This is a genomic window from Nocardiopsis sp. Huas11 (assembly GCF_003634495.1).
In the GTDB taxonomy this organism is placed as follows: domain Bacteria; phylum Actinomycetota; class Actinomycetes; order Streptosporangiales; family Streptosporangiaceae; genus Nocardiopsis.
In genome coordinates, this window is the sequence record NZ_RBKY01000001.1 from 6,539,626 (window position 1) to 6,551,817 (window position 12,192).

Consider the following 12,192-nt stretch of genomic DNA (forward strand, 5'->3'; position numbering starts at 1 on the left):
CTACTGGGGTGACTGCTCGGCGATCTGGTGCACCTCGGTCCCGTGCGCGGTGGCGACGACGACGCTCCCCTCGGGGACCTCGCGCCATCCCGGGGCGTCGTCGAAGGGCTCCGAGGCCACGAACACCCCGCCCTCCGGCTCGCGCAATGTGAACAGGGTGTCCCCCGCGGCCGTGCCGACGAGGGCCTCGCCGTCGCAGGCCAGCAGGTTGTAGCGCCCCTCGGAGTGCTCGCGGGCGTGCCGGACCACGGCGGCCAGGGTGCCGGGCAGGTCTCCGGAGGCGCGCCAGAGCCGCACGGTGTGCGCGAACAGGGGCGCGGAGTCGACCGGCGCCCGCGCGTCCAGAGCGCGGGGCGGAAGCGGCGCGGCCAGCGCGGCGGCGAGCGCCTCGTCGTCCTTGGCCGCCCCGTTGTGGCTGAACAGCAGCCGGTCGGCGCGGAAGGGCTGGGCCCCCGACTCCTCGGAGCCGAACCCGATCGTGGCGTCGCGCACGGCGGCCACCACGCACCCGGAGGTGATGGCGCGCGCGGCGTCGGCGAAGGACGCGTCGCCCCACATGGGCATGGCGCGCCGGTAGCGCAGCGGCGCCGCGGGGCCCCCGTCCGCGCCCGGCTCCGGGTACCAGCCGACACCGAACCCGTCGGCGTTGACGGTGCCGTACCGCTGCCTGCGCGGCGCCCAGGACTGGACGTGCAGCGAGTGGGGCGCCGAGTACAGCAGTTCGTGCAGTGACCTCGGCGGCCCCAGGTAGGCGAGGTGGCGGCACATCAGGCGGGTTCCGCGTCGCGCGCGCAGCGGAACCCGCTGAAGATCTGCCGCCGGATCGGGTGGTCCCAGTTGCGGAACGTGGAGCGCACCGCGGTGGGGTGGGTCGCCCACGATCCGCCGCGCAGCACCTTGTAGCCGCTGTCGAAGAACACCTCGGAGTACTCGCGGTACGGGAAGGCGGCGAACCCCGGGTACCCGGTGAAGGTGGTGGAGGTCCACTCCCACACGTCGCCGATGAGCTGCTGCACGCCCAGCGGCGAGGCGCCGTCGGGGTGGCGTCCGGCCGGAGAGGGGCCGAGTTTGCGCTGGCCCAGGTTGGCGTGGCGGGGCTCGGGCTCCTCGTCGCCCCACGGGTAGCGGTGGGAGCGCCCGGTGGCGGGGTCGAAGCGGGCGGCCTTCTCCCACTCGGCCTCGGTGGGCAGCCGTTTGCCGGCCCAGGTCGCGTAGGCGCGGGCCTCGTGGAAGGACACGTGCTGGACGGGCTCGTCCGGTGGCACGATCTCCTGGCGGCCGAAGCGGCGGCGGGACCAGGCGTGGCCGTCACGCCGCCAGAAGGCGGGCGCCTCGGCCCCGCGCTCCTTGCACCACTCCCAGCCGTCCCTGGTCCACCAGCGCCGGGTCTGGTAGCCGCCGTCCTCGACGAACTCCTGGTAGGCGGCGTTGGTGACCGGGCGGGTGTCGATCCAGAAGGCGGCGAGGTCGACCACGCGGGAGGGGCTCTCGTTGTCGAAGGCCCAGGAGTCGTCGTCGGTCCCCATGGTGAAGGGCCCCTCGGGGACGAGCACCTCGTCCTGGCGGGGCACGCGCAGCGGCGCGACGTCGGCGGGGTCCTCCAGCAGGACCGGGGCACCGCGGCGCAGCTGGTGGGTGGCGAGCATGGTCTCGTCGTGCATGTGCTCGTGCTGGATGACCATGTGGAAGACGAAACCGGCGTCGAGCAGGGAGCGGCCGGCGTCGGCGGGCGCCTGGGGGTCCCGGGGCGCGATGTCGGCGGACTCCAGGGTGTCCAGCACCTCCCGGCGCACGCGGGCGTTGTACTCCTCGGCCTCGGCGGGGCGCAGCAGGGGCAGGGCCACCCGGTCGGCGCGCGGGTTCTCGAAGGCGTCGTAGAGGCCGTCGATGTCCGGGCGCAGCGCCTCGCGGCCGCCCGCGGCCCGCAGCAGCCACTGCTCCTCGTAGTTGCCGATGTGCGCCAGGTCCCAGACCAGCGGCGACATCAGCGGCGAGTGCTGGGTGAGCAGACCCTCCTCGTCCAGGGCCCGCAGCGTGAGTCCGTTGCTGCGCCGCCGGCCGCGGTCGAGTTCGGCGGCGATGCGTTCCTTGGCGATCTCCTGGTCGTGGTTCACCGTGCTCCTCCACTGGGCTCGGAGTGGCGGTCGGCCCCCGTGTCCGTCCGGGCCGCGGCGGCCGGGGCGCGTCGGCGGGGGTCGTCCGGCCGGAGGTCGGCGGGGCTCAGCCCGCGCCGGACGTAGCGGTCGGCGTAGGCGTCGACGAGGACGGCCAGGTGGGCCGCGCCCATGCGGGGCAGGGCCTCGACGGCCGCGTCGAAGCACGCGCGGGCGCAGGCGGCCACGGCCGGGTCCTCCAGGCCGCGCTGGGCGGAGCTGAGCCACAGGCGGGGGTCGGGGGCGTGTCCGCGGCACAGCCGCTCACTGGCCTCGGCCGCCACGGCGCGGGCGCGCGGGTCGTCGGCCAGCGCGGCGGCCAGGGCCATCGGGACGGGCCACCAGCGCACCGGGACCGCGTCGATCATGCGCAGCTCCCACCAGCCCCGCGGGCGTACGGGCGGGAAGAGCGTGCTGAGGTGGATCTCCAGGTCGGCGGGGGCGGGACGGCGCGGCCCGGCGCCCGCGATCCACTCCGCCAAGGTCATGCCGGGGTCGCAGACCCAGGGGCCGCCGTCGTGGTCGGGCACGGCCATGACGGTGGCGTCCAGGGCGTAGCGCGTCCAGGCCGTGGCGGGGTCGCGGGGGCCGTGGGGGTCCAGGACCGGCCGGGTGCGGGTGGCGTCGGTGGCGGCCCAGATCGCCCACCGGGTGGACTTCCAGCCGGTGGGGCGGCCGCGCCAGACGGCGGAGTTGGCGAAGGCGGCGACCAGGACCGGGCCGAGCCGGTGGGCGAGCTCCCAGCGCTCGCGGCCGTCGTCGGCGTCGGCGCCGGTGTCCAGGCAGACCTGGAGCGAGGCGGTGCCGCACATCATGGTGTGGCCGCTCGGATGGCGGCGGCCGGCGAAGAAGCGCTCCATGGCGTCGTAGCGCGGCGCCCGGAGCTGGCGTACGGGCGGGCGGACCGGGTCGAGCGCGGTCTCGCCCAGGCACAGGCCGACGTCCGCGAGGGCCTTGCCGATGTGGTCCAGGTCCGCGGCCAGGGCCCGGTGGGCCTGGGCCGGGCCGGGAAGGGCGGGCGAGCTGAGCTCGAGCTGACCGCCGGGCTCGAAGGTGACGCGGCTGCCCCCGGGCGGTGGGCCGCCGGCCTCCAGCAGTGCCGCGAGGCGTTCGATCGTGACGGGTTCGGTGGGTCGGGCGGTGTCGGAGACGAGCCATTCGGTCTCGGCTCCGACCTTGCCGGGGGGTCCGGTCTTGAAACACACCCCGCGGATGTAGTCGTGTACGTCTTCGGTGGTCAGGTACGTCATGGACGGCTCCCTGGGTGACGGCGCCCGGCCTGAACCGGGCGACACCTCCAGGGTCCTGCCCATGTGTTCGGCGCGACGAACATGAACATCTCCCGGAAATCACGGGACGTTTCCTGATACGTCCCGGTGACCCGGGGCGTGCGCGGCGACACTCCAGGTGGTTTCAGGACTCCGTGTCGCACGCACGCCCCGCCGGCCCTCTATGTGATGTACATCACACAGTACCGTCGGCCTTCAGGCTGTCCACGACGAGGCCGCGTTCCCGCTCGTTCAGCCCGATGCCGAAGACCTCCTCCAGGACGTCGGGCACGTCCTCGATCCCGATCTCCCGCTCCTCGCGGGCGCCGTCGGGGCGTGTGGTGGTCAGGGTCGTGTCCATGAGCCGCCGCTGCACGTCCGGCGCCATGCTCTGGACCATGAGCCGGCCGCGGAAGGGGGACCGCGGGTGGCTGGTGAGGTAGTGAGTCAATTGCTCGGTCGTGCATGACCGAGCTCATCGGCCCGGTCCGTCACAGTTCCGCTTATGCTCCCGACTGCCCCCGACGATGGGACGGTCACGGGTCACATCCACCCGCCCCGGCTAGACCGGGGCGGGATCGGGCCTATTGACGAAGACCCACGCCGAGCCTGCGCGGTCGCGCACATTGATCCCGGCGACGACATCGGCGGGCCCAGCGAAGCCGCACCGACGACAGTGAAAGGTGTCCCTGGTGGGACGGTTGTTCCTCGCGGTGTGCCCGCACCAGGGCACGGGGCACTTCTGCGAGGTGTAGGCCGGATCCACCTCCAGGTAGGGCACACCGGACCGGCGTGCCTTGTAGGCGATGAACGCGCCGAGCTGGTGGAAGGGCCAGGACGAGAGTCGTGCTCGCTGGTCGCGGGAAACCGTGACCCGTTCGCGGATCCCCTGGAGCTGTTCCAGGGCGATACCGCGCCCGGTGCGTTCGGCGACAGCAACGACCGTCTTGGAAACCTTGTGGTTGACATGGGCGGCGTGCCGGGCCTCACGGCGAGCGCGCCTCTTGAGCAATTGCACGGCGGAGCGGGTGCGCTTGGCCTGGAGTTCGGCACGCTTGCGGGCCTGCCAGCGCCGGTACCGTCCCAGACGGCGGCCCTGGTAGTTGTGCCCGTCAGAGGTGGTGGCCAGGTTCACGATGCCCCGGTCCACCCCGATCCAGTCCCGGGGCTCGAACACCTGCGGCTCGGCGATGTCGATCGTGGCGACCAGGAACCACTTTCCGTCGCGCTTGACCAGGTCGGATTCTCCCCTGCGGTGCTCGGCGAGCTGCTTGAGCGCACCCGGGGAGCACGCGAAGCGGAGGTTCTTGATCCGCCCGTCCAGCGTCCAGATCGACACCGTCTGGGCGTCGTAGTTCCATGACAGGCAGCGATCGTCGTAGGTATGGGCGGCATGCGGGCGGAATGCGATGGGCTTGGACTCAGCCTTGCGGCGGCGCTTGCTGCCTTCCCTACCGAGATTGCCGTTGCGGATGTTGGCCCGCAGCGTGGTGTAGGCATCCGCGACGCGCTTGATGATGTGCTGGGCCGCCTGCGCACCGAAACCCCGGGCCTTGAGCTCGCCGTAGCAAAGCCTGCGCAGCACCCGGACGCCGCCCTTGAGCCCGAAGCGCTCGAAGGACACGGCGGACACCCAGGTGGCGGCATGATTGACCGCGGGCAGGGTCCGCTCCAGCGCCGACGCCTGCACGGCATCCGGCACCACCTTCACCTGCACGGCCAGCTTCACAGTCGAACACGTTAACGAACCCGGGCCGGGGTGGGGGGACGAATCAAAGTATTGCCCGCGCCAACGCGTGTGGGCGGTCACACCTTCCGGCCACCGGAGCCGGCCGCGACCCAGTGGCAGGCCGCCCGGCGCACGGGTCCCTCGGGCGCGGGACCCTCCTGAAGGATGGCGGGGTCCTCGGTCCGGCAGCGCTCGGCGACGCCCGCCCGCTCGGCCTCGCCCGAGGCCAGGACCGGGCAGCGCGGGTGAAACCGGCAGCCGGAGGGCACGTGCTTGGGGTCCGGCGGCTCCCCCGACAGGACCACGGGCGCGCTGCCCGAGTCGGGCAGGACCGACAGCAGGGCGCGCGTATAGGGGTGGGCGGGCTCGGCCAGGACCTCCTCCACCGTGCCGGTCTCCACGACCCGGCCGAGGTACATCACGGCGACCCGGTCGGCGATGTTCCAGGCCAGACCCAGGTCGTGCGTGGCCACCAGGGCCGACAGCCCCAGTTCGGCGCGCAGGTCCAGCATCAGGCGCAGGATCTCGCCGCGCACCGAAGCGTCCAGCGAGGCGACGGGTTCGTCGGCCACCAGGACCTCGGGTTCCAGGATGAGCGCGCCCGCGATCACCACCCGCTGGCGCTGTCCGCCGGACAGCTCGTGCGGATAGCTCGCCAGGAACCGCTCGGGCGGGCGCAGGCCCGCCCGGGACAGCGCCCCCGCCACCCTCTCGGCCTCGTCGGCCGTGGTGCCCTCGTGGACGCGCCACCCCTCGGCCACCGACTCGTAGACGGTGCGGCGGGGGTTGAGCGAGCCCGTGGGGTCCTGCTGGACCAGCTGGACCCGGCGCCGGTAGGCGCGCAGGTCCCGCGCGCGGTAGCGCAGTGGCGCCCCCTCGAAGAGCACCCGCCCGGCCGTGGGCCGCTCCAGACCGAGCAGGAGCCGGGCGAGCGTGGTCTTGCCGCAGCCCGACTCCCCCACCAGGGCGATGATCTCCCCCGCCCCCACGTCCAGGTCCACGCCGTCGACGGCCCGCGCCCGGCCGGAGCCGCCGGAGAGTCCGGTCCCGGACGTGAAGGCGACCTCCACGCGCTGGGCGCTGAGGACGGGCACGGCCGCTCCGGCCGGTTCGGCCTGGGCGGGCTCGGGGGCGGCGGGGGTGTCGGTGGTGCTCAACGGGCCCTCTCCTGAGGCGGTGGAGGTCACGAGTGGTCCGCCTCCCTCATCGTTCGGGTGGGACCTACGTGCACGCACGCGGCGTGCCGGTCGGAGTCGCCCCCGGTGTCGGGGTCCACCGGCCACAGCGGCGGGTCGACGGTGCCGCACACCGCCTCGGCCACGGCGCAGCGCGGCCGGAACACACACCCGCGCGTCGGCTGCGCCGGATCGGGCGGATCGCCCGGGAGCCCGCGCGGCGCCAGCCGCGAGGCCGGGTCGCCGATGCGGGGGAAGGCGGAGCTCAGCGCGCTCGCGTACGGGTGGACCGGCGCGTGGACGACCTCGCGCGCGGGCCCTCGTTCCACGACTCTGCCCCCGTACATGACCGCGACCCGGTCACAGGTGTCGGCCAGGACGGACAGGTCGTGGCTGATCATGAGCATCCCGATGCCGTGGTCGGCGATCAGGCCCCGCAGCAGGGTCAGGATCTGCGCCTGGATCATCACGTCCAGGGCGGTGGTGGCCTCGTCGGCGATGACCAGACGCGGTTCGCACGCCAGCGCCATGGCGATCATGACCCGCTGTCGCTGGCCGCCCGAGAGCTGGTGGGGGTGGTCGCGCGCCCGCGAGGGCGGCAGGCCCACCTGGTCCAGGAGCTCGGCCACGCGCGCGGGCACCCGGGCGGACGGAACGGTGCCGTGCAGGAGCATGGGCTCGGCGATCTGGTCGCCGATCCGCCGGACCGGGTTGAGCGAGTGCATCGCGCCCTGGAAGACCAGGGAGGCGCCCGCCCACCGCACCGCGCGCAGCCGCCCCCAGCGCATCTCCAGGACGTCCTCGCCTTCGAGGAGGATCCGTCCGGTGACGCCCGTTCCGGAGGGGAGCAGGCGCAGCAGCGCCAGGGCGACCGTGGACTTGCCGCTGCCCGACTCCCCCGCCAGGCCCAGGACGTCCCCCGCCTCCAGCGCGACGTCCACGCCCCGGACGGCGGGGACCTCGCCCGCCCCGGAGCGGTAGGTCACGTGCAGGTCGCGGACGTCGAGCAGGGCGGTCAACGCGCCTCCCGGGGGTTGAGGACGGCTTCCAGCGCACGGCCGCACAGGGTGAAGGACAGCGCAACGACGGCGATCGCCAGCCCCGGCGGCACCATGTACCACCAGATGCCCGCGCTGACCGCCCCCGCGGTGCGGGCGGCCTCCAGGACGCCGCCCCACGAGATCGTCGCGGGGTCCCCCATGCCCAGGAACGCCAGCGTGGACTCGGCGATGATGGACGTGGCCACGAGCAGTGTGGTCTGGGCCAGCACCACCGGCATCACGTTGGGCAGCACGTGCCAGGCCATCACGTGCGCGTGCCCGCCGCCCAGCGCGCGGGCCCGTTCGACGAAGGGCCTGGCCTCCACGGCCAGCGTCTGGGCGCGCACCAGCCGGGCGGTGGGCGGCCAGACCGTGAGACCGATGGCCACGATGATGGTGGTCGTGCCCCGGGGCAGCACGGCCGCCAGGGCCACGGCCAGCACCAGGGTGGGCAGCACCAGGAACCAGTCGGTGACGCGCATGAGCACCGAGGACAGGATCCGCCCCGGCAGGCCCCCGGAGGAGCCGAAGTGCCCGGCCGTGACACCGACGAGGGTCCCCAGGGTCACGGACACGGCGGTGGCCAGGAAGCCCACCGTGAGCGAGACGCGCGCGCCCCACACGACCAGGTCCAGTACGGAGCGACCGAAGTTGTCCGTGCCCAGCCAGAAGGTCCGGCTGGGCGGTTCGTAGGGGTCGCCCGGCGCTCCCGTGATGGTCAGGTGGGCGGGATCGACGAACCAGGGCGCGGTCAGGGCGACGCCGGTGATCACCACCAGCGCGGCCAGGCCGACCAGCCCGGCCCGGTGGCGGGCGTAGTCGCGGGCGAAGCGGCGCAGGGCCCGCCGGCGGCGGCGCCTGGCCAGCGCGCGCGGCGAGATCGGCGCGGCGGCCCCGGCGGGCGCGCTCACGGCCGCACCCGGGGGTCGAGCAGCGGGTAGACCAGGTCGGCCAGGAGGTTCATCAGGATGACCGAGGCCGCGAAGACCACGAACAGTCCCTGGACCAGGCCGAGGTCGGGCACGCGCAGCCCGGAGTAGAAGAGCTGGCCCAGTCCGGGCCAGGAGAACACCGTCTCCACCAGGATCACGCCGGAGACCACCTGTCCGAGGTTGAGGAAGACGAGGGTGACCGTGGGCAGCAGGGCGTTGGGCACGGCGTGCCTGCGGCGCACGAGGGAGTCGCGCAGCCCCTTGGCCCGGGCGGTCGTGAGGTAGTCGGCGCCCTTCTCGTCCATGAGCGAGGAGCGCATGATCATCAGGTACTGGGCGTAGATCACCGCGACCATCGTGGTCACCGGCAGGACCATGTGCCGGGCCGTGCTCAGCGCGATCTCCCCCGGGCCGGTGGCGTCGGGGTCGACCATCCCGCCGGTGGGGAACAGGTCGGGGACGAACCCCCGCCCGGAGGCCAGCACCACGATGAGCAGCAGGCCCAGCCAGAAGGTGGGCACCGACCAGAAGAACAGGGCCACGGCCGTGTTGACGCGGTCGCCGCGCCCGCCCGGCCGCCACCCGGCCCTGGCCCCGAGGAACAGCCCCAGGGCGGCGGCCACGACCGTGCCCGTCCCCGCCAGCAGCAGGGTCGGGCCCAGGCGGTCGAGGATGAGCTCGGCCACTGGTTCGCGGTACTGGAAGGACGTGCCGAGGTCCAGGCGCAGCAGCCCGGAGGCGTAGTCCAGGAACTGCTCGCCCAGGGACCGGTCCAGGCCGAACTGGCGGCGCAATTCCTCGCGCTGCTCCGCGCTGACCTCGCGCCCCTCGGTCATCGCCCGGACCGGGTCGCCGGGCAGGATGCGGAAGAGGAAGAACCCGGCGGCGACGACCGCCGCCAGGGAGACGGCGGCGGTGGCCAGGCGTCCGGCCACGTACACCAGGGCCCGCGCCAGGCGCCCGGACCCGGCCGCCCCCGCCGCGGCGGGGGCGGCGGGCGCCCCGGCCCCGGCGGGACGGTCCGACGTGGTGGGAGCGCCCGTCACTCGCGGTCCCCCGCGGTCGCGCGCCGCACGACCAGGACCACGGCACCGACGACCAGCAGGAGCGCGGCACCGCCGCCGAGGGCCCACATGATCCCGGAGGAGGGCCCCGACGAGGCGGCCGCCTCGTCCGCGGCCGCGGGCTCGGCCGACCACCAGGCCCAGTAGCCGTCCTGGCCCCAGATGTTGCCGCCCGGGTCGGGCTGGGCCTGGAGGGAGGCGACGTGGTCGGTGCGGTAGGCCTCCAGGATGTTGGGGTAGGCCAGGACGTTCACCACGGCCTCGGTGTAGAGGACCTGCTGGAGCTCGTGCACGATCTCGGCCCGGGCGGCGCGGTCGTACTCGGCCAGCTGGGCCTCGTAGAGCTCGTCGTACTCCTCGTCGCAGAAGTAGGCGTCGCCCTGCATCGTGCCGGGCTCCGCCGGCAGCGCCCCGCAGGTGTGGATGCTGAACACGTAGTCCGGGTCGGGGTTGACCGTCCACCCGGTGAAGATGAGGTCGTACTCGCCCTCGTGCAGGGCGTCGCTGAGCACACCCGGGTCGACGGTGTTGTTCTCCACCTCGATGCCGATGTCGGCGAGCCGCTCGACGATGACCAGCGCCGCCTGCACGTTGTCGGGCCGGTCGGCGTGGGCGTGCAGCCGCAGTTCCAGGCGGTCGCCCTCGGGCGAGACGCGCACGCCGTCCTCGTCGGGCTCGTAGCCGGCCTCGTCGAGCATCGCGTTGGCGGCGTCGGGGTCGAAGGCCAGGGTCTCCTCGGCGCCCTCGGGCGACCAGTGGAAGTCCTCGTAGCGGGGCGGGACGTAGCCGCCCGCGGCGACGGCCTGCCCGTTATGGGCCTTGTCGACGATCTCGTCGTTGTCGATGGCCATGACGATGGCCTGGCGCAGGGTGCGGTCGGACAGGGCCGGGTGGCCGTCGCCGAACGCCTCCCCGTCCTGCGTCTCGGCCCCGGGGTTGACGGTGAAGGCCTGGAACCGCTTGCCGTCGGCGATGTTCACCGCGATGTCGTCGGTGCCCTCCAGGGAGGTGGCCTGGGCGTCGGTGAGCTCGTAGACGAAGGAGACCTCGCCGCTGCGCAGCGCCTCGACGGCGGCGTCCTTCTCGGAGTAGTAGCGCAGGACGACCCGGTCCAGCTCGGGTCCGCCGCGCCAGTGGCCGGGGTTGGCCTCCAGGGTGATGTGCCGGCCCCGGTCGTGCTCGGTGAGGACGAAGGGGCCGCTGCCCACGAGGGGGAAGACCTCGTTGGTGTACTCGGCGAAGGCGTCGCCCTCCTGCTCCAGGATCGGCTCCCAGACGTGGCGGGGGACGATGGGCACGGCGAGCGAGGTCATGGTGGCCTGGGGCTCGTCGAGCTCCACGACCACGGTGTGGTCGTCCGTGGCGGTCACCGACTCGAATCCGGCGACGTAGTTGCCGTAGGCGATCGCCGCCGCCTCGTTCTCCATGATGGTGGTGAACGTCCACACCACGTCGTCGGCGGTGAGGGGCTCGTCGTCGGTGAAGACGGCGTCGTCGCGCAGGTGGAAGGTCCAGGTGAGGCCGTCCTCGCCGGCCTCCCACTCCTCGGCCAGGGCGGGCGCGGGCTCGTTGGTCTCGGGGTCGACCGTCAGCAGCGAGTCGTAGACGTGGCGCAGGATGTTCGTCGTCACGGCCAGCTGCGCGGTGAACGGGTTGAAGGAGTCGACCTGCTGGGAGACGGCGATCGTCATGGTGTCGGCGCCGGCGTCGTCGGCGGCGGCCGGGGCGAGGCCGGTGCCGCCGAGGAGGAGCAGCGCGGCCCCCGTGGCGGCCGTCCGGCGGGCCGTGGTGCCGACAGGGGAGCACCGCGGCCGGGGGCCGTCCGCGGGAGGAGGTGAAGGGCGGCGGGCGGAGAGGATCGACATGGTCGGCCCCTGTCAGGATCGTGGGCTGGTGGCGAACCACCTGGGGGTGTTGGTTGTCTACCAACGGAACGCGTTTAAGGTCAATGACCTACGCCCAGGTCACTGACATCGCAACGCATTCGCGTCCCCGACCCGGGGCGTCAGTGTTTCGTGTGCGCGAAGTGTCCGTAGTGTCCGTCCGGAACTCGCCCCGATTCGCGAGGGTTGCGATACTCCGCTACGGTTCCCGCCATGATGGGGCACTCGCACGCACTGAGTGGCGTGGTCGGTTGGATGGCGGTCGTTCCTCTCGTTCAGGGAAGGGAATTCCTCGGGATCAGTTTCCACCTGGGGCCCGGTGAGATCGTCGCCGGCTCGCTCGTGTGCGCGGGGGCCGCCCTGCTGCCCGACCTCGACCACAAGAGCGCCACGATCACCCGGACCTACGGCAAGGTCACCGAGGTGCTCAGCGACATCTTCAACTGGGCCTTCGGCGGCCACCGCATGGGAACGCACTCGTTCTTCTTCGCGGCGCTGATGGGTGTGGTCGTCACGCTGCTGGCCCTGTGGTCGGAGCTGGCCGTGCAGATCTTCGTGTTCCTGCTCATCGGTATCGCGCTCCAGGGGCTCGGCTTCGGCCTGGACAAGAACAAGGCCGCGTCGGGCATCATCAACGCCATGGCCACGGGCGCGATCACGCTCACGCTGTACGCGGCCGGGCTCAACTACACCTGGCTGGGCCTGGCGGTGGCCTTCGGCGTCATCCTGCACTTCTTCGGCGACATGATCACCAAGATGGGCGTGCCGATGTTCTGGCCCTTCTGGAAGAAGCGCATCGGTCAGGACAAGGGGTTCAAGACCAACGGCCCGGTCGAGCAGAAGGTGGTCACCCCGCTGCTGACCATCGGCGTCGTGCTCTTCTCCGTCTACCTCTTCGACTGGTCGACCCTGCTGCCGGAATACTGAGCATCGCGGGGTCCCTGTCCT

11 protein-coding genes are annotated in these 12,192 nt (G+C 72.9%); 1 reads left to right on the plus strand and 10 read right to left on the minus strand.

Annotation, left to right across the window (positions count from 1 at the left end; translation table 11 throughout):
- The 10 genes from egtC to DFP74_RS29520 form a co-directional block, all read right to left on the minus strand.
- The gene (gene egtC, locus DFP74_RS29475; protein ID WP_121186756.1) at positions 1-768 is read right to left on the minus strand and encodes an ergothioneine biosynthesis protein EgtC; all 768 of its coding nucleotides are present in this window, start codon (positions 766-768) and stop codon (positions 1-3) included.
- Positions 768-2,114 carry an ergothioneine biosynthesis protein EgtB gene (gene egtB, locus DFP74_RS29480; RefSeq protein ID WP_121186758.1) on the minus strand — a complete coding sequence of 449 codons (1,347 nt, stop codon included), beginning with the start codon at positions 2,112-2,114 and terminating at the stop codon, positions 768-770. The genes egtC and egtB overlap by 1 nt, the downstream gene beginning before the upstream one ends.
- Positions 2,111-3,403 (minus strand): ergothioneine biosynthesis glutamate--cysteine ligase EgtA, encoded by a 1,293-nt coding sequence (egtA, locus tag DFP74_RS29485; RefSeq protein ID WP_121186760.1) that lies wholly within the window; start codon positions 3,401-3,403, stop codon positions 2,111-2,113. Before egtA ends, egtB begins: the two co-directional genes overlap by 4 nt.
- A 214-nt stretch (positions 3,404-3,617) precedes the next feature.
- The gene (locus DFP74_RS29490; RefSeq protein ID WP_121186762.1) at positions 3,618-3,872 is read right to left on the minus strand and encodes an arylamine N-acetyltransferase; all 255 of its coding nucleotides are present in this window, start codon (positions 3,870-3,872) and stop codon (positions 3,618-3,620) included.
- A gap of 111 nt (positions 3,873-3,983) precedes the next feature.
- Positions 3,984-5,150: an RNA-guided endonuclease TnpB family protein gene (locus DFP74_RS29495; protein ID WP_199725816.1), complete on the minus strand. Its 1,167-nt coding sequence runs from the start codon at positions 5,148-5,150 to the stop codon at positions 3,984-3,986.
- Positions 5,151-5,227: 77 nt separating this feature from the next.
- Positions 5,228-6,307 (minus strand): ABC transporter ATP-binding protein, encoded by a 1,080-nt coding sequence (locus DFP74_RS29500; RefSeq protein WP_121186763.1) that lies wholly within the window; start codon positions 6,305-6,307, stop codon positions 5,228-5,230.
- 26 nt (positions 6,308-6,333) lie between these two features.
- Positions 6,334-7,344 (minus strand): ABC transporter ATP-binding protein, encoded by a 1,011-nt coding sequence (locus DFP74_RS29505; RefSeq protein WP_121186765.1) that lies wholly within the window; start codon positions 7,342-7,344, stop codon positions 6,334-6,336.
- Positions 7,341-8,276: an ABC transporter permease gene (locus tag DFP74_RS29510; RefSeq protein ID WP_121186767.1), complete on the minus strand. Its 936-nt coding sequence runs from the start codon at positions 8,274-8,276 to the stop codon at positions 7,341-7,343. Before DFP74_RS29510 ends, DFP74_RS29505 begins: the two co-directional genes overlap by 4 nt.
- Positions 8,273-9,343: an ABC transporter permease gene (locus DFP74_RS29515; RefSeq protein WP_121186769.1), complete on the minus strand. Its 1,071-nt coding sequence runs from the start codon at positions 9,341-9,343 to the stop codon at positions 8,273-8,275. Before DFP74_RS29515 ends, DFP74_RS29510 begins: the two co-directional genes overlap by 4 nt.
- Positions 9,340-11,226: an ABC transporter substrate-binding protein gene (locus DFP74_RS29520; RefSeq protein ID WP_121186771.1), complete on the minus strand. Its 1,887-nt coding sequence runs from the start codon at positions 11,224-11,226 to the stop codon at positions 9,340-9,342. Before DFP74_RS29520 ends, DFP74_RS29515 begins: the two co-directional genes overlap by 4 nt.
- A gap of 231 nt (positions 11,227-11,457) precedes the next feature.
- Here DFP74_RS29520 and DFP74_RS29525 point away from each other — a divergent pair, with 231 nt between their 5' ends.
- On the plus strand, positions 11,458-12,171 hold the full coding sequence (locus tag DFP74_RS29525; RefSeq protein ID WP_121186773.1) for a metal-dependent hydrolase: 714 nt from the start codon (positions 11,458-11,460) through the stop codon (positions 12,169-12,171).
- Positions 12,172-12,192: the final 21 nt, after the last annotated feature.

Excerpts from the sequence above, each read along its gene's own strand:
- egtC (WP_121186756.1), bottom strand. The coding sequence starts at position 768 with ATGTGCCGCCACCTCGCCTACCTGGGGCCGCCGAGGTCACTGCACGAA.
- egtA (WP_121186760.1), bottom strand. The coding sequence starts at position 3,403 with ATGACGTACCTGACCACCGAAGACGTACACGACTACATCCGCGGGGTG.
- DFP74_RS29520 (WP_121186771.1), bottom strand. The coding sequence starts at position 11,226 with ATGTCGATCCTCTCCGCCCGCCGCCCTTCACCTCCTCCCGCGGACGGC.
- DFP74_RS29525 (WP_121186773.1), top strand. The coding sequence starts at position 11,458 with ATGATGGGGCACTCGCACGCACTGAGTGGCGTGGTCGGTTGGATGGCG.